The organism is Streptomyces sp. NPDC005266, assembly GCF_040607655.1.
In the GTDB taxonomy this organism is placed as follows: domain Bacteria; phylum Actinomycetota; class Actinomycetes; order Streptomycetales; family Streptomycetaceae; genus Streptomyces.
Map to the genome: position 1 here is coordinate 51350 of NZ_JBEXHC010000021.1, position 17205 is coordinate 68554.

Below are 17205 nucleotides of genomic sequence, written 5' to 3' on the forward strand. Positions count from 1 at the left end.
CGTGCCCCGGCCGGCGCGGCTGAACCGGGCGCCCCAGGGACGCCCAAGCCTGAGTCCTACGGCATGCCCCGGCCGGCGCGGCTGAACCGGGCGCCCCAGGGACGCCCAAGCCTGAGTCCTACGGCATGCCCCGGCCGGCGCGGCTGAACCGGGCGCCCCAGTCGCGGATGCGGTCGGCCAATTCGGGCGGGTTGATGACGCGGAAGTCGGCGCCGACCACGCCCAGCGCCATGACCGGCCAGTCCAGGGAGTCGACGGTCATGCGCACCCGGCAGTGCGCGGCGTCCACCGCCTCGACCGTGCTCCACCGGCCGATCCGTTCGCGCGCCGTCGCGGCCGGGGCATCGACCAGGACCTCCACCTGGTACGGGCGCGGCAGGCTGCCCAGGCTGGTGCGGATGAACTCGGCGGCGTCGGCGGCGGGCAGCTCGCGCGGCCGGAACCGGGAGCCGGTGCCCTGCGGCGCGGTGAGCCGGTCGGCCCGGAAGCTGCGCCAGTCGTGCCGGACGAGGTCGTAGGCGACCAGGTACCAGCGACGGCCGAGACAGACCAGCCGATGCGGTTCGACATGCCGGTCGGTGCGCTTGCCGTCGGCCGCGGTGTAGGAGAAGCGGAGGTGTTCGCTGTCCCGGCAGGCCAGCGCGACCGTGGTGAGCACGCCCGGGTCGACGCCCGCCCGCGCCGGGCCGCCGCCCCAGTCGGCGGGCACGGTCATCGCGCGCAGCGCCTCGACCCGGCGCCGCAGCCGGGCAGGCATCACCTGCGCCACCTTGGCCAGCACCCGGACGGAGGACTCGGCGATGCCCTCCACCGCCCCCTGCGCGGCGGTCTGCAGCCCCACGGCCAGGGCGACCGCCTCCTCGTCGTCGATCACCAGCGGCGGCAGTGCCGCGCCCGCGGCGAGCTGGTAGCCGCCGTCGACGCCGCGCTGCGCTTCCACCGGATAGCCCAGCTCGCGCAGCCGGTCGACGTCCCGGCGCAGGGTGCGTACGGAGACGTCCAGCCGCTCGGCCAGTTCGGTACCCGGCCAGTACCGGTGGGTCTGGAGCAGGGACAACAGCCGCAGCGTCCGGGTGCTCGTGTTCGCCATGCCCCCGATTCTCCCGCCCATTGCGGTCAGAAACTGACCGCAATGGTCCCTAGCGTGGTCGTTGACCGACGGACGGGAACATACGAAAGGGCGGGAGCCATGACCGTTGACGAGCTGACCACCGAGGGCAAAAGCCCGGCCGACGCCACCGCGGCCACCGGCGAGCGCGCCGATCTGCTGGCGATACTGACCAAGCAGCGGCACTTCCTGCGGTTCACCACCCGCGACCTCACCGACGAGCAGGCCGGGCAGCGGACCACCGCCAGCGAGCTGTGCCTCGGCGGCCTGATCAAGCACGTTACCTCGGTCGAACGACACTGGGTGGCCTTCATCCAGGAGGGCCCGGTGGCGATGGGCGACTTCACCGCCATGACGGAGGCCGACTGGGCCCGGCGGGCCGACGAGTTCCGGCTGCTGCCGGGTGAGACGCTGGCCGGTGTGCTGGCGGACTACGCCGAGACGGCCCGCCGGACCGACGAGCTGATCGCCACTGTGCCCGACCTGGGCGCCTCCCAGCCGCTGCCGAAGGCTCCGTGGTTCGAGCCCGGCGCGCGGTGGTCGGTCCGACGCGTGGCGATGCACATCATCGCCGAGACCGCCCAGCACGCCGGCCACGCGGACATCATTCGCGAGTCCCTGGACGGAGCCAAGACCATGGGCTGACCAACGGGCCGGGGAAGGGCGAGGGGGAGCGCGAACGGCAATCCGTTCGCGCTCCCCCTCGCCTGCTCCGTCAGCGCTCAGGCGTCCGGCGACGGTGCTCAGGCGTCCCGCGACGCGGCGATCTGGCGGGCCATGATCGTGGTGAGCTCGTACGCCGCGTGGGAGGCGGCCACGGAGGTGATCTCCGCGTGGTCGTAGGCCGGGGCGACCTCGACCAGGTCGGCGGAGACCAGATGGCAGGAGGCCAGCCCGCGCAGGATCTCCAGCAGCTCGCGGGAGGTCAGGCCGCCCGCCTCGGGGGTGCCGGTGCCGGGGGCGTGGGCCGGGTCGAGGCAGTCGATGTCGATGGAGATGTACAGCGGGCGGTCCCCGATGCGCTGGCGCAGCTGGTCGGCGACCTCGTCGGCGCCGCGCCGGTAGACGTCGGCGGAGGTGACGATGCCGAAGCCCAGCTTCTCGTCGTCGGTGAGGTCCTTCTTTCCGTACAGCGGACCGCGGGTACCGACATGCGAGAGGGCGGAGGTGTCGAGGATGCCCTCCTCGACCGCGCGCCGGAAGGGCGTGCCATGGGTGTACTCGGCGCCGAAGTAGGTGTCCCAGGTGTCCAGGTGGGCGTCGAAGTGGAGCAGGGCGACCGGGCCGTGCTTGCGGGCCACGGAGCGCAGCAGCGGGAGGGCGATGGTGTGGTCGCCACCGAGGGTCATCAGCCGGGCGCCGGTGTCCAAAAGCTCGTCCGCAGCGCCCTGGATGGTCTCGACGGCCTCGTTGATGTTGAAGGGGTTGGCGGCGATGTCACCGGCGTCGGCGACCTGCGCGAGGGCGAAGGGGGAGGCGTCCTGGGCAGGGTTGTACGGGCGCAGCAGCCGGGACGCCTCGCGGATGGCGTTGCCACCGAAGCGGGCGCCGGGGCGGTAGGAGACGCCGGTGTCGAAGGGCACGCCGACCACGGCGACGTCCGCGCGGCCGCCGACCTCGTCGACGCGCGGCAGCCGCGCGAAGGTCGCGGGGCCTGCGTAGCGCGGGATGCGGGAGGAGTCGACGGGGCCGACGGGGGTGGCGGAGGGAGTGCGCGGTGCAGTGGTCATGGGGTCGAGCGTAGGCAGTCCCGGCGATCATCCACATATACGATCCCGAGTCCCCGGGGTCGCTCATTTGGACACCTCGTCCATGTCCCCAGGGCCCCTCCGCCGCCCCGCGCTCCCGTCCGCGGGCATCCGCGCTCGCCCCTCGCGAGGCGCCCCTGCGCGCGTCAGCCGTCCGTCGACCTGCCCAGGAGCTCGGAGGCGGTCTCGACGGGGTCGGGGGCCGTGGGAGCGGGCGCCGGATGGCAGGTGAAGCCGAGGCGCTGCATGGCCCGGGTCACCTCGCCCGCCGTGAAGTCACGGCGGTCCTGACGAGTGATCACCGCCCCGACCTGCTTGACCGGATACGTGCGGCGGCCGATCCGGACCGACGGACCGGTGATCGGCTCGGGGCTGATACCGCTCATCGCGTCCGTCACCTCGCTCGCGGTCAGATCGAAGGCGAAATTGGCGATGATGCAGCGCATAGTGCCTCAACGGGGAGAGAAGGGAGCCGGAATCGCCAGCGTGCCACACCTCGAAGCGGGAAGCGACAGCTCAGCGGAAAAATTCGCCCGCCCGGTACCCCCCGTTCCACCACCCCCGTGATAGAGTCCTCGTCAGTTGCAGTTTTGGTACCCATGAACTCTGTGTGCGCCTGACGGTATGTAGCCCTCAGGTGCATTTTTTTGTTTCGCCGGTCATTTCCGGATGGGGACATTGCGGCGACACGGGATGCGCTCCCGCGTATTTCGGCTCTGCCCCTATTTTGAAGGAGAAGGACATGGCTACTGGCACCGTTAAGTGGTTCAACGCGGAAAAGGGCTTCGGCTTCATCGAGCAGGACGGCGGCGGCGCCGACGTCTTCGCCCACTACTCGAACATCGCCACCCAGGGCTTCCGTGAGCTGCAGGAGGGCCAGAAGGTGACCTTCGACGTCACCCAGGGCCAGAAGGGCCCGCAGGCGGAGAACATCGTTCCCGCCTGATCGCAGCGCCTCTCACAAGCCGGGGCCCGCACCTCACGAGGTGCGGGCCCCGGCTTGTGTCCGCTTCTGCAGACCGCCTATCAGAAGGCACCGCCTTGAGCCGCTCCACCCGTTCGTCCCGTGGGAAACCCGCGCACTCCCGTTCCACCGTCCCTGACCGCCGGCGCTCCGCCGGCGGGGACGAATTCGCCCTGCCGCCCGGCACCACGCGGACCACGCGGACCACGCGGACCACGCGGACCACGCGGACCACGCGGACCACAAGGACTATCTGCACCGTGGCGGCCGGACCGCCCGGGCGGGCGGCTCGGGCAGCGTCGTGACGCTGGTCACCCCGGACCAGCGCCGTGCGATGGTCCGGCTACTCGCCGACGCGGGCGTCACCCCGCGAACCGCCCGGGTCCACTCCGAGGACGCCGAACTCACCCGGATCACCGGGGCCCGGGATCCGTCCGGTGTCCCCGTGACCATCAGCGCGCCCGCGTCCGCGCCCCCGCAGGCGCGCCGCGGCGGTGAGGCCGCTCGTCGCCCTGCCCGTAGCCGCCGGCCCGGACGCCGGGCCCGGTCGGCGAGCCCCCGAAAGTCGTCATGATCGTGCCATGCCCGGCGCGCGGGGGATGCCCCCATTCCCCGGCCGCAGGGGAGACAATGGGCGACATGCCGATACCCAGTACCGTGCCCAGCCGTGCCGAACTGATCGACCATCTCATCCGTACGCGGATCGCGGGCGACGTCGCCACCCCCCGGGAGAACAACCTCTCCCACTACCGCAAGCTCGCGAACGGCGACCGCCACTACTGGCTCGGCCTGGAGTTGGGCGACCGCTGGACCGATGAGCAGGATGTGCTGGCGGTCATGGCGGAGCGGTGCGGGGTGGTCGACGACCCCGGGCACCGCTCGGGGCAGGACACGATCGACCCGGAGCTGACGGTCGGCGCGCTGGACCGGATGGCGTCCGTACTACGGAAGGCCGCGGAGGCGCAGGAGCGGGTGCTGTTCGCCACCGGGCATCCGGGCGGGCTGCTGGAGGTGCACCGGGCCACGGCGGCGGCGCTCGGCGCGGCGGGGTGCGAGATCGTGGAGATCCCGGGCGGGCTGGAGGCGGACGAGGGGTACGTCTTCCAGTTCTGCGATGTGGCGATGCTGGAGCGGGGCGCCACGCTGTGGCACACCCACTCCCCCGCCCCCATGGCCGCGATTCTGGACGGGCTGGCCCGCGAGGGGCGGCCGCTGCCCGATCTGGTGGTCGCCGACCACGGCTGGGCGGGGTGCGCGGGACAGCGGGGCATCGACGCGGTCGGCTACGCGGACTGCAATGACCCGGCGCTCTTCCTCGGCGAGGCCGAGGGGACGCTGGCGGCGGTGGTGCCGCTGGACGACCATGTCACCAATCCGCGGTTCTACGCGCCGATGACGGCCTATCTACTGGACGCGGCGGGGCTGACGGCCCAGTTCTGACGCGCCCTCGCCGCGGGCCGGACCGCCGTCCCCGGCCCGCCGTTCCGGGACGGCCCCAGGCCGGATCACCGTCCGGCCGGACCGTCCGGCCCGCCGCGCTCACTTCTCGCGCGGCACCCGCATGACTCCCTCCTGGATCACGGAGACGGCCAGCCGCCCGTCGGCGGTGAAGATACGGCCCTTGGCGAGCCCGCGGCCTCCCGAGGCGGACGGGCTCTCCTGGTCGTACAGCAGCCAGTCGTCCACCCGGAACGGCCGGTGGAACCACATGGCGTGGTCGAGGCTGGCGCCGACGATGTCGCCGACCGCCCAGCCGCCACGGCCATGGGCGAGGAGTATCGAGTCCAGCAGCGTCATGTCGGAGACGTAGGTCGCCAGGCAGACGTGGAGCAGGGGGTCGTCGGCGGCGCCGTCCAGTTTGCCGTTGGTCCGGAACCAAACCTGCGACTTCGGCTCACGCGGCTGCCCGACGCTGGCGAACGGCGGATCGTCCACATACCGCAGATCGACGGCTTCCCGTGCCTTGAGCATCCGCTCGGTCACCCCCGGCCCGATGAAGAGGTGCTCGTAGCGGGGCAGCAGCTCCTTGGCGGTGGGCAGGGAGAGCGGGTCGGGCACCTCCGGCATCTGCTCCTGGTGCTCAAGGCCCTCCTCGTACAGCTGGAAGGAGGCCGAGAGATGGAAGATCGGCTGCCCGTGCTGGACGGCCACCACCCGGCGGGTGGTGAAGGAGTGGCCGTCGCGGATCCGGTCCACGGTGTAGACGATGGGCGCCCCTGGGTCGCCGGGCCGCAGGAAGTACGCGTGCAGCGAGTGCGCGGAGCGGTCGTCGGGGACGGTACGTCCCGCGGCGACCAGGGCCTGAGCGGCGACCTGACCGCCGAAGACCCGCGGTACGAGAGGTGCGGCGTCACTGGTGCCGCGGAAGATGTCCTGCTCGATCTGCTCGAGGTCGAGCAGATCGAGCAGGCGCTCAAGTGCGTCATTCATGGTTCAAGCAGTCTTGCAGACCTGTATTGCGGCGGGATTGCCGACGGGGATGGTCGCAATGACCATCACAGGCCCATCGCCTTCGCGATGATCGACCGCATGACCTCGCTGGTGCCGCCGTAGATGCGGCTGACCCGGGTGTCCCCGAACAGCCGGGCGATCGGGTACTCCATCATGTAGCCGTAACCGCCGTGCAGCTGGAGGCACTTGTCGATGACGACGGCGGCGCGCTCGGTGGTGAAGAGCTTCGCGGACGCGGCGTCGGCGGCGCTCAGCTCCCCGGCGTCGTGCGCGTCCAGCGCCCGGTCCACGACCGCCTGCATCGCGTCCACCTCGGACTTGCAGTCGGCCAGCACGAACTTGGTGTTCTGGAAGGACGCCACCGACTTGCCGAAGACGGTGCGGTCCTGGACATAGGTCTTGGCGAACTCGACGGCCGCGGCGGACTGGGCGTACGCGCCGACGGCGATGCCGAGCCGCTCCTGCGGGAGGTTGTGGGCGAGGTAGCCGAACGCCTTGCCCTCCTCGCCCAGCAGGTCCTCCACCGGCACCTTGACGTCGGTGAAGGAGAGCTCGGCGGTGTCGGAGGTCTTCAGCCCCAGCTTCTCCAGCTTGCGGCCGACCGCGTAGCCTTCGCTCCTGGTGTCCACGACGAGGATGGATATGCCGCCCCGGCGGTCCTCGGGGGTGGCGGGGGCGGTACGGGCGCATACCAGCACGCGGTCGGCGAGCACGCCGCCGGTGATGAAGGTCTTGGCGCCGTTGAGGACGTAGTGGGTGCCGTCCTCGGAGAGCTTGGCGGTGGTCTTCATGCCCGCCAGGTCGGAGCCGGTGCCCGGCTCGGTCATGGCGATGGCGGTCATCAGGTCGCCGGAGACGAAGGAGGGCAGCCAGCGCCGCTTCTGCTCCTCGTTGGCGTACTTGAGGATGTACGGCAGGCACAGCGCGGTGTGCACGCTGCTGCCGCCGAAGCTGACCCCGGCCCGGGCGCACTCCTCGGTGATGATCGCGTTGAACTTGAAGCTGGTCTCGCCCGCGCCGCCGTACTCCTCGGGGACCTCGATGCCGAAGACGCCCAGCTCGCCCAGTTTCTTGTAGAAGTCGCGCGGGGCCTGGCCGGCCTCCCGCCACTCGTCGTAGTACGGCACGACCTCGGCCGCGATGAAGTCGCGGATGGTCTCCCGGAACGCCTCGTGGTCCTCGTTGAACACCGTGCGACGCATCGCCAACCCCTCCTTGCGGCCATCCGCCGCCGCGCTCTGGCGGACGCGGCCGATCGCCTTTGTGGTTCCTCGATCGATGGCTTGGCGGTACCCGCTTGACAGGATCCACCTAAGCGTTTGCTCAGCGAAAGCTACCCGTGAGTCACCGGGGCTGTCCAGCGCCGTCCGGACCCTGGGCGGCGGCGAAGGCGCCGAGCGCCAGACGGTGCAGCAGGGCGGCGGTGGCCGCCCGCCCCGGGAGGGCGCCGGGGCGGCCGAGGTGAGGGGTGGAGTTGAGGAGCCCGAAGACGGCGTGGACCGAGGCGCGGGCCGCGGCCTCGGAGAGGTCCGGATAGACCTTCCGCACGACCTCGACCCACAGCTCCACGTACTGCCGCTGGAGCGAGCGCACCAGCTTGCGGTCGGAGTCGCGGAGCCGGTCGAGCTCGCGGTCGTGGAGGACGATCAGCGGGCGGTCGTCGAGAGCGAAGTCGATATGGCCCTCGATCAGCGAGTCCAGCACCTCGGCGGGGCTGCGCTCGGCACCCTCCTCCCCGGCGGCGCGCCGCTTGCCGCCGGTCAGCAGCCGGCCGCTGATGCCGACGAGCAACTCGGCCAGCATCGCCTCCTTGCCGGGGAAGTGGCGGTAGAGGCCGGGGCCGCTGATGCCGACCGCCGCGCCTATCTCGTCGACGCCGACGCCATGGAAGCCGCGCTCGGCGAAGAGGCGCGCGGCCTCCTTGAGGATCTGTTCACGGCGGGTGGGCGCCGGGGCGTGGGTACTCATGAAATCAATTCTAGACAGCGACGTTAGTGGTCGTTAACCTGGACGGGAACGGGTTAACGATTATTAACCTCGCGATCGTGCAAGGGGGCTCGTGGCCATGGAGCAGGCACCGGCGCTGCGCAGCGGCGCCGACCCGGCGTCCGACGCCTGGAAGGCGAATGAGGTCGCGCACCGTGAGCTGGCCGCGCGGCTGCGCGAGAAGCTCGCCGCGGCGCGGCTGGGCGGCGGTGAGAAGGCGCGGGCCCGGCACACCGCGCGCGGCAAGCTGCTGCCGCGCGACCGGGTGGACACCCTGCTGGACCCGGGCTCGCCGTTCCTGGAGCTGGCGCCGCTCGCGGCCGACGGGATGTACGAGGGGCAGGCCCCGGCGGCGGGGGTGATCGCCGGGATCGGGCGGGTCGCGGGCCGCGAGGTGGTCGTGGTCGCCAATGACGCCACGGTCAAGGGCGGCACGTACTACCCGATGACGGTGAAGAAGCATCTGCGCGCCCAGGAGGTCGCGCTGGAGAACCGGCTGCCGTGCGTCTATCTGGTCGACTCCGGCGGCGCCTTCCTGCCCATGCAGGACGAGGTCTTCCCCGACCGCGATCACTTCGGGCGGATCTTCTACAACCAGGCACGGATGTCGGGCGCCGGGATTCCGCAGGTGGCGGCGGTGCTGGGATCCTGCACGGCGGGCGGGGCGTATGTCCCGGCGATGAGCGACGAGGCCGTGATCGTGCGCGGACAGGGCACGATCTTCCTGGGCGGGCCGCCCTTGGTGAAGGCGGCCACCGGAGAGGTCGTCACGGCCGAGGAGCTCGGCGGCGGCGAGGTCCACTCCCGGATCTCGGGGGTCACCGACCATCTCGCGGAGGACGACGCGCACGCGCTGCGGATCGTCCGCTCCATCGTCTCCACCCTGCCGCGGTCCCCCGCACAGCAGGGGTCGCCGCCCTGGCCGGTGACGCCCTCCGAGGAGCCCGCGGTGGACCCCGCGGGGCTCTACGGGGCGGTTCCTACGGACTCGCGGACCCCGTACGACGTGCGAGAGGTGATCGCGCGGGTGGTGGACGGCTCGCGCTTCTCCGAGTTCAAGGCCGACTTCGGGACGACGCTGGTCACCGGCTTCGCGCGGATCATGGGCCACCCCGTGGGCATCGTCGCCAACAACGGCATCCTGTTCTCCGAATCGGCCCAGAAGGGCGCCCACTTCATCGAGCTGTGCGACCAGCGCGGCATCCCCCTGGTCTTCCTGCAGAACATCTCGGGCTTCATGGTCGGCCGCAGCTATGAGGCGGGCGGGATCGCCAAGCACGGCGCCAAGATGGTGACCGCGGTGGCCTGCACCCGTGTCCCCAAGCTGACGGTGGTGGTCGGCGGTTCGTACGGCGCGGGCAATTACTCCATGTGCGGCCGCGCCTATTCGCCGCGCTTCCTGTGGATGTGGCCCAACGCCAAGATCTCGGTCATGGGCGGCGAGCAGGCCGCCTCCGTCCTCGCGACCGTCAAGCGCGATCAGCTGGAGGCGCGCGGCGAGACCTGGAGCGCCGAGGACGAGGAGGCGTTCCGGGGGCCGGTCCGCGAGCAGTACGAGACGCAGGGCAACGCCTATTACGCCACGGCCCGGCTGTGGGACGACGGTGTGATCGACCCCCTGGAGACCCGTACGGTGCTCGGCCTCGCCCTCACCGCGTGCGCGAGCGCGCCGCTGCCCGACCGCATGTCCAAGGAGCCCGCGGCGCCCGGCTACGGCGTCTTCCGGATGTGAGGGGGATGCACCCGATGTTCGACACAGTCCTGGTGGCCAACCGCGGTGAGATCGCCGTGCGGGTCATCCGCACCCTGCGACGGCTCGGGGTGCGCTCCGTCGCCGTCTACAGCGACGCCGACGCGGACGCCCGGCATGTGCGGGAGGCCGACACCGCCGTCCGTCTCGGCCCCGCCTCCGCCGCCGAGAGCTATCTGTCCATCGAGCGGCTGCTGGACGCCGCGGCGCGCACCGGCGCCCAGGCCGTCCACCCCGGCTACGGCTTCCTCGCGGAGAACGCGGTCTTCGCCCGCGCCTGCGCCGACGCCGGGCTCGTCTTCATCGGCCCGCCCGCCAGGGCCATCGAGCTGATGGGCGACAAGATCCGCGCCAAGGAGACCGTGCGGGCCGCCGGGGTGCCGGTGGTGCCCGGTTCCACCGGCAGCGGGCTGACCGACGCTCAACTCATCGACGCCGCCCGGGAGATCGGCACCCCGGTGCTGCTCAAGCCCTCGGCGGGCGGCGGCGGCAAGGGCATGCGGCTGGTGCGGGACGAGACGCTGCTCGCGGACGAGATCGCGGCCGCGCGGCGTGAGGCACGCGGCGCGTTCGGCGATGACACGCTGCTGGTGGAGCGGTGGATCGACCGGCCCCGCCATATCGAGATCCAGGTGCTGGCCGACGGCCATGGCCGGGTCGTCCACCTCGGCGAGCGCGAGTGCTCGCTCCAGCGTCGCCACCAGAAGATCATCGAGGAGGCGCCCAGCCCGCTGCTGGACGATGCCGTCCGGGCCGTGATGGGCGAAGCCGCGGTGCAGGCGGCGCGCTCCTGCGGGTATGTGGGGGCGGGCACGGTGGAGTTCATCGTGCCGGGCGCCGACCCGTCCGCGTATTGCTTCATGGAGATGAACACCCGCCTCCAGGTCGAGCATCCGGTCACCGAGCTGGCCGTGTCGATCGCGGGGCAGGGCGGTCTCGACCTGGTGGAGTGGCAGCTGCGCATCGCCGCCGGCGAGCCGCTGCCGTACGCACAGGACGACATCGGCTTCAGCGGTCATGCGGTGGAGGCCCGTATCTGCGCGGAGACCGCCCGAGCGGCGGCCGACGGCCGGACGGACTTCCTGCCCTCGGCGGGCACGGTGCTGGCGCTCGACGAGCCGGTGGGCGAGGGGGTGCGCGTCGACTCCGGGCTGAGCGCGGGCACGGAGGTCGGCACGGTGTACGACCCGATGCTCGCCAAGGTCATCGCCCATGGCCCCGACCGCCCCACGGCCCTGCGCCGGCTGCGCGCCGCCCTCGGCTCCCTGAGCGTGCTCGGTGTGGACACCAACGCGGGCTTCCTGCGCCGGCTGGCCGCCCACCCCGATGTCGTCTCGGGCGACCTGGACACCGGCCTGGTCGACCGTGCCGCCGCGTCGCTGGTCCCGTCGGCGACAGGGGACGAGGTGCACGCGGCGGCGGCGCTTCTGCGCCAGGCGGCGCTGGAGCCGGTCGGATCCGGCGCGCGGCCGGAGCCCGGCGGCCCCGGCCCGGGCGCCCGGGCGGCGGCCGTCTGGGTCGATCCGTTCTCCGTACCGACCGGCTGGCGGCTCGGCGGCGAGCCCGCCTGGACCGTGCACCGGCTCCGGGTCCCCGGCCACGCCCCGGTGACGGTCCGCGTGCGCGGCCGCGCACACGACGCCGAGCTGCTGATCGAGCGGGCGGACGAGGACGCGCCGAGGGGCGTGGTCGTGCGGGCGCGGCTCCGGGAGTTGGGCGGGGGCACTGTGCTGCTGGATCTCGGCGGGGTCACCCACCGCTTCCGGCACGTTCCGGACGGCGCGAGCCATTGGCTGGGGCAGGGCGGGGATGCCTGGCGCGTGGTCGGCCATGACCCGGTCGGCGAGGCGCTGCGCGGCGGGGCGGCAGCCGCGCACGCCGGGGAGCTGACCGCGCCGATGCCCGGCACCGTCACCGTCGTCAAGGCGGCCGTCGGCGATGAGGTCACCGCCGGTCAGGGCCTGGTGGTGGTCGAGGCGATGAAGATGGAGCACCTCATCTCCGCCCCGCACGACGGCACCGTCACCGAGCTCGATGTGAGACCCGGCAGCACGGTCGCCATGGATCAGTTGCTGGCGGTCGTCACCCCGCGGGAGACGACGCCCGAGGAGGGGGAGTGATGTCCCAGCCCGACGCCCTCAACGGCCCCGGCGGACTGGGCGGCCCCGGCGGCCCCGGCCGGCTGCCCATGACGGTCCCCGCCCCGGGGCTGCCCGCCCGGGTCCGTATCCACGAGGTGGGCCCGCGGGACGGCCTGCAGAACGAGAAGGCGCTCGTACCGGTCGCCGTCAAGGCGGAGTTCATCCGGCGGCTCGCCGAGGCCGGTCTCACCACCATCGAGGCCACCAGCTTCGTCCACCCCGCCTGGGTGCCCCAACTGGCGGACGCCGAGGAGCTGATGTCGCTGATCGACGATGTGGAGGCCCGGCTGCCCGTGCTGGTGCCCAACGCGCGCGGGCTCGAGCGGGCGCTGGCGCTCGGGGCGCGGGAGATCGCCGTCTTCGGCAGCGCGACGGAGTCCTTCGCCAAGGCCAACCTCAACCGGACGGTGGACGAGGCGCTCGAGATGTTCCAGCCGGTGGTCGCCCGGGCCCGCGAGGCGGGGGTGAGGGTGCGCGGCTATCTGTCGATGTGCTTCGGCGACCCGTGGGAGGGGCCGGTCCCGATCTCGCAGACCGTCTCGGTCAGCCGCCGCCTCCTCGACATGGGGTGCGACGAGATCAGCCTCGGCGACACCATCGGCGTCGCCACGCCCGGCCATGTGCGGGAGCTGCTGGCCACGCTCAATGAGGCGGGCGTCCCCACCGACCGCCTCGCCGTGCACTTCCACGACACCTACGGCCAGGCGCTCGCCAACACCCTCGCGGCGCTGCAGCACGGCGTGACCACCGTCGACGCCTCCGCCGGGGGTCTCGGCGGCTGCCCGTACGCGAAGAGCGCCACCGGCAATCTCGCCACCGAAGACCTCGTGTGGATGCTCGACGGCCTCGGCATCGAGACCGGGGTCGACATCGGCCGTCTCACCGCGACCAGCGTGTGGATGGCCCGGCACCTGGGGCGACCCAGTCCCTCCCGCACCGTCCGCGCACTCTCCCAGAAGGAGACGTAAGACATGCCGATCGACCACCGACTCTCCACCGAACACGAGGAACTGCGGCGCACCGTCGAGGCGTTCGCGCATGATGTGGTCGCCCCGAAGATCGGGGAGTACTGGGAGCACCATGAGTTCCCGTACGAGATCATCCGCGAGATGGGCCGGATGGGCCTGTTCGGGCTGCCCTTCCCCGAGGAATACGGCGGCATGGGCGGCGACTATTTCGCGCTCTGCCTCGCCCTTGAGGAGCTGGCCCGAGTGGACTCCTCCGTGGCGATCACCCTGGAGGCCGGGGTCTCGCTCGGCGCGATGCCGATCTTCCTCTACGGCACGGAGGAGCAGAAGCGGCGATGGCTGCCGGGGCTGTGCTCCGGCGAGACCCTGGGCGCGTTCGGTCTGACCGAGCCGGGCGGCGGCTCGGACGCGGGCGCCACCCGGACGACGGCGCGGCTGGACGAGGCGACCGGCGAGTGGGTGATCAACGGCACCAAGTGCTTCATCACCAACTCCGGTACGGACATCACGGCCCTGGTCACCGTCACCGCCGTCACCGACCGCACGGCCGACGGCCGCCCGCTGATCTCCTCGATCATCGTCCCGTCCGGCACCCCCGGCTTCACCGTCGGCGCCCCCTACTCCAAGGTGGGGTGGAACGCGTCGGACACCCGTGAGCTGTCCTTCGCCGACTGCCGGGTCCCGGCCGCCAATCTCCTGGGCGAGACGGGCCGCGGCTACGCCCAGTTCCTGCGGATTCTCGACGAGGGCCGGATCGCGATCTCCGCGCTGGCCACCGGGCTCGCCCAGGGCTGTGTGGACGAGTCGGTGCCGTATGCGAAGACCCGCGAGGCGTTCGGCCGCCCCATCGGCGCCAACCAGTCCATCCAGTTCAAGATCGCGGACATGGAGATGCGCGCCCATATGGCCCGAGTGGCCTGGCGTGACGCGGCCTCCCGACTGGTGATGGGTGAGCCCTTCAAGAAGGAGGCGGCCATCGCGAAGCTCTACTCCTCCGAGGTGGCGGTGACCAACGCCCGTGAGGCGACCCAGATCCACGGCGGCTACGGCTTCATGAACGAGTATCCGGTGGCCCGGATGTGGCGGGACTCCAAGATCCTGGAGATCGGCGAGGGCACGAGCGAGGTCCAGCGGATGCTGATCGCCAGGGAGCTGGGCTTCGCGAGCTGACCGCCAGGGAACTGAGCTTCGCGAGCTGACCGCCAGGGAGCTGCGCTTCGCGAGCTGACCGCACTGCGCCGTGACTGTCCGGTGCGCCGTAACTGTCCGGCCTGGTCGGCGGGGTGTCCGGGGCCGTGTCCGGACGCCGGGCACCCGCCGTGGGAGAGGCGTGAAAGGGCGTTGTCACCCGACGCCGTGCCCGCGAGGATGTCGGGCATGGGGACCCAGGGGGAACCGGAGCCGCGCTCGGCGCGCACCGCCGCCGAATTCGTCGCGCTGATGCGGCAGCTCAAAGAGAGATCGGGACTGACGTATCGGCAGTTGGAGAAGCGTGCGGCCGATCGTGGCGATGTGCTGGCGCGCAGCACCTTGGCCGATGCGTTACGTCAGGACGCCTTGCCGCGCGCCGAGACGCTGATGGCATTCCTCCGGGCATGTGGGGAGGAGACCCGGGCCGGGGAATGGCTGGACGTCCGGAACGACATCGCCGCGGGCCGCGCCCTGGAGAGCCGCGCCGACCAGGCCCACCCGGCATCCGGCGGCCCCAAGAGCCCTACCGCCGACGACACACGGCCGGGCCCCTCGCCGCGAGCGCGCCGGAGCGTGCCGCGTGGCCGGCTGGTCGGGGCGGTGCTCGCGCTGTTGGCCGTGGCCGGCGCGTCCCTCGTGATCGCGATGACGTCCGGCGACAAGGATCAATCGGCGCGGGAGACCGGTGCGGGGGCCTCTGCTACCCCCACCGCTCCCCCGCCCGGCACCTACCGCATCCGCTCGGTCGTCTCCTCCTTGTGCCTGTCCGAACGCCACAGCGAGGACGGGGGCAATATCTTCCAGTCCGACTGCCGCAGCAGCGTCCCGGTCTACGCCCTGGAGGGGGCGCAGGACGCCACCTACCGGATCCGGTCCCTCCACCCGGTCCTCGGCTATGGATGTCTGGGCGTGGGGCACGGCAGTTCCGAGGGAGGCGCCCAGATGATGGACGACTACTGCGGTCACCGCGGCACCGCCGAGCGGTTCCGTATCGAGCGGGTCGCGACGCCGGTCCGCGGGTACCGGATCAGGCCCCTGCACACGGGTGACTGCGTATCGCTGCCCGGCGGCTCGAAACGTGCCGGGTCCCCGGTGCTTCAGCTGCCCTGCCGCACCGGCGACACGGGACAGATCTTCCGCTTCGACCCGGTCCGGGCCCCGACAGCCATTCCGACCATCACCAGCAACTGAGCCCGGCTCCTTCCCTCCCAGGCATCCGGCCCCTTCCCTCCCCGGCATCCGGCCCCTTCCCTCCCGTCATTCAGCCCCGTCATCGGGCCGGCCACGGGACCTGGGGCGAGTGGTAGTAGCTGATGCCGAGCGCGTCCCAGCGGGGACTCTGCGCCGCCAGCCGCACCTTGTAGGTGTCCCAGTCGTGCGTGGCCGGCGGTGACCAGCCGAGTTCGGCGATGCCGGGGAGGCGGGGGAAGGCCAGGTACTCGATCTGGGCGCTGGTCTGGATGGTTTCCGACCACAGGGGCGCCTCGACGCCGAGCACGGAGGACGCCGGGGCGGTCTTGATGTACGCGCCCGGGTCCCAGTCGTACGACTGCTTCGCCTCGACGTACCCGGCCCAGTCGAGCCCCAGCGGGGTGTTCGCGTCGTACTTCATGTCCAGGTAGGCACGGTTGGCGGGCGAGAGGACCAGCCGGGTGCCCGCCTTGGCCGCGTCGGCGACCTGCTTCTCGCTGCCGTCCAGCCCCCAGTACTGGGCGATCGCGCCCTTGGGGGGGTGCGCGCCGGTCAGCTGGTGCCAGCCGACTACCGTCTTGCCGTACTTCGCGACGACCGGCTGCACCCGGTCCATGAAGGCCACATAGTCGTCATGGCTGGTGGAGTGCGCCTCGTCGCCGCCGATATGGAGGTAGCGGCCGGGGGTGAGGGCGGCGAGTTCGCGGACGACGTCGTCCACGAAGTCGTAGGTCACCTGCTTGGGCACGCACAGCGAGCTGAAGCCGACGTCGGTGCCGGTGTAGAGCGGCCGGGCGACGCCGTCGCAGTTGAGCCCGGCGTAGGAGGCGAGCGCCGCGTTGGTGTGGCCCGGCATGTCGATCTCGGGGACGACGGTCAGCCGCCGGCTTGCCGCGTAGCGCACGATCTCGCGGTAGTCGGCCTTGGTGTAGAAGCCGCCCGGCCCGCCGCCGACCTGGGTGGAGCCGCCGTACGTCGCGAGCCGTGGCCAGGAGTCGAGCGCGATCCGCCACCCCTGGTCGTCCGACAGGTGCAAATGCAGCTTGTTGAGCTTGTAGAGGGCGAGCTGGTCGACATAGCGCTTGATCTGGTCGACGGTGAAGAAGTGCCGTGAGACGTCGAGCATCGCGCCCCGCCAGGCGTAGCGCGGCCGATCGGTGACGGTCCCGCCGGACACCCGCCAGGGGCCGGGCTGCCGGGTGGTGCGTTCGATGGACGCGGGCAGCAGCTGCCGCAGCGTCTGGACGCCGTGGAAGAGCCCCGCGGACGCGCGGGCGCTGATGGTGATCGCGCGGCGGTTCACCTGCAGCCGGTACCCCTCGGCGCCGAGCCTCCGTACGCCGGGAGCCTTCGGCGTGAGCCGCAGCCGGATGCCGTCCCCGCTCCCGTGCGCGGTGACGGGCAGCCGGTAGCCGGTGGAGGGCCGCAGCACGCCCGCCAGATAGTCACCCACCTGCCGCGCCCCGCGCGACGAGGAGACCAGGATGCGGGTGTGGGGACCGATGGCGTACGGGCCCCCGTCGGGCCGTACGGAGGCGGGCGCGGGCACGACCCGGTTCAGCGGGGTGGGGGGCGCGGCGGAGGCGGCTGACGGTTCCGCCGTGGCGGCGGTCCCCGCCCCGGCCACCACGGTCAGCAGGAGGGAGCACAGCAGTCGGGCACGGCGTCGTCTCACCGGGGGTCCCTTCAACGAAGCGTCGCGTCCTG

Annotated in this window: 15 protein-coding genes and 1 pseudogene; 9 read left to right on the top strand and 7 right to left on the bottom strand. The window is 71.9% G+C overall.

Annotation, left to right across the window (positions count from 1 at the left end):
• Positions 1-118: 118 nt before the first annotated feature.
• The gene (locus tag ABZU99_RS28355) at positions 119-1090 is read right to left on the bottom strand and encodes a YafY family protein (RefSeq protein WP_355946288.1); all 972 of its coding nucleotides are present in this window, start codon (positions 1088-1090) and stop codon (positions 119-121) included.
• A gap of 99 nt (positions 1091-1189) precedes the next feature.
• Between ABZU99_RS28355 and ABZU99_RS28360 the strand changes: the two genes are divergently transcribed.
• Positions 1190-1753, top strand: coding sequence for a DinB family protein (locus tag ABZU99_RS28360; protein WP_356050488.1), 564 nt, complete (start codon positions 1190-1192; stop codon positions 1751-1753).
• A gap of 98 nt (positions 1754-1851) precedes the next feature.
• On the opposite strand, the gene speB is transcribed toward ABZU99_RS28360, so the two are convergent.
• A complete protein-coding gene (speB, locus tag ABZU99_RS28365) occupies positions 1852-2838 on the bottom strand; it encodes an agmatinase (RefSeq protein WP_355946282.1) in 987 nt (328 codons plus the stop codon).
• A gap of 164 nt (positions 2839-3002) precedes the next feature.
• Entirely contained in the window at positions 3003-3302 is a 300-nt protein-coding gene (locus ABZU99_RS28370) for an SCO5918 family protein (protein ID WP_355946279.1), read from the bottom strand.
• Between the two features lie 296 nt (positions 3303-3598).
• On the opposite strand from ABZU99_RS28370, the gene ABZU99_RS28375 reads away from it, so the two are divergent.
• The 3 genes and pseudogenes from ABZU99_RS28375 to ABZU99_RS28385 all read left to right on the top strand — a co-directional run bounded on the left by ABZU99_RS28375 (position 3599) and on the right by ABZU99_RS28385 (position 5260).
• Complete coding sequence (locus ABZU99_RS28375) at positions 3599-3802, top strand: cold-shock protein (protein WP_010986199.1); 204 nt, start codon at positions 3599-3601, stop codon at positions 3800-3802.
• A gap of 253 nt (positions 3803-4055) precedes the next feature.
• Positions 4056-4394, top strand: a pseudogene (locus ABZU99_RS28380) (hypothetical protein); the annotation flags it as partial.
• 65 nt (positions 4395-4459) lie between these two features.
• A complete protein-coding gene (locus ABZU99_RS28385; RefSeq protein WP_355946277.1) occupies positions 4460-5260 on the top strand; it encodes a phosphatase in 801 nt (266 codons plus the stop codon).
• 99 nt (positions 5261-5359) lie between these two features.
• On the opposite strand, the gene ABZU99_RS28390 is transcribed toward ABZU99_RS28385, so the two are convergent.
• From ABZU99_RS28390 to ABZU99_RS28400, 3 genes are all read right to left on the bottom strand, one after another.
• Complete coding sequence (locus tag ABZU99_RS28390) at positions 5360-6250, bottom strand: acyl-CoA thioesterase II (RefSeq protein ID WP_355946274.1); 891 nt, start codon at positions 6248-6250, stop codon at positions 5360-5362.
• A gap of 65 nt (positions 6251-6315) precedes the next feature.
• On the bottom strand, positions 6316-7473 hold the full coding sequence (locus ABZU99_RS28395; RefSeq protein WP_355946271.1) for an acyl-CoA dehydrogenase family protein: 1158 nt from the start codon (positions 7471-7473) through the stop codon (positions 6316-6318).
• Positions 7474-7615: 142 nt separating this feature from the next.
• The gene (locus ABZU99_RS28400) at positions 7616-8239 is read right to left on the bottom strand and encodes a TetR/AcrR family transcriptional regulator (protein ID WP_355946268.1); all 624 of its coding nucleotides are present in this window, start codon (positions 8237-8239) and stop codon (positions 7616-7618) included.
• A 97-nt stretch (positions 8240-8336) separates the two neighbouring features.
• Between ABZU99_RS28400 and ABZU99_RS28405 the strand changes: the two genes are divergently transcribed.
• From ABZU99_RS28405 to ABZU99_RS28425, 5 genes are all read left to right on the top strand, one after another.
• On the top strand, positions 8337-9989 hold the full coding sequence (locus ABZU99_RS28405) for a carboxyl transferase domain-containing protein (protein ID WP_356048961.1): 1653 nt from the start codon (positions 8337-8339) through the stop codon (positions 9987-9989).
• A gap of 14 nt (positions 9990-10003) precedes the next feature.
• The gene (locus ABZU99_RS28410) at positions 10004-12127 is read left to right on the top strand and encodes a biotin carboxylase N-terminal domain-containing protein (RefSeq protein WP_356048963.1); all 2124 of its coding nucleotides are present in this window, start codon (positions 10004-10006) and stop codon (positions 12125-12127) included.
• Positions 12128-12195: 68 nt separating this feature from the next.
• Complete coding sequence (locus ABZU99_RS28415; protein WP_356049028.1) at positions 12196-13116, top strand: hydroxymethylglutaryl-CoA lyase; 921 nt, start codon at positions 12196-12198, stop codon at positions 13114-13116.
• Between the two features lie 3 nt (positions 13117-13119).
• Complete coding sequence (locus tag ABZU99_RS28420; RefSeq protein ID WP_355946258.1) at positions 13120-14286, top strand: acyl-CoA dehydrogenase family protein; 1167 nt, start codon at positions 13120-13122, stop codon at positions 14284-14286.
• A 207-nt stretch (positions 14287-14493) separates the two neighbouring features.
• A complete protein-coding gene (locus ABZU99_RS28425; RefSeq protein WP_356048966.1) occupies positions 14494-15498 on the top strand; it encodes a hypothetical protein in 1005 nt (334 codons plus the stop codon).
• A 79-nt stretch (positions 15499-15577) separates the two neighbouring features.
• On the opposite strand, the gene ABZU99_RS28430 is transcribed toward ABZU99_RS28425, so the two are convergent.
• A complete protein-coding gene (locus tag ABZU99_RS28430) occupies positions 15578-17173 on the bottom strand; it encodes a beta-N-acetylhexosaminidase (RefSeq protein ID WP_356048968.1) in 1596 nt (531 codons plus the stop codon).
• Positions 17174-17205: the final 32 nt, after the last annotated feature.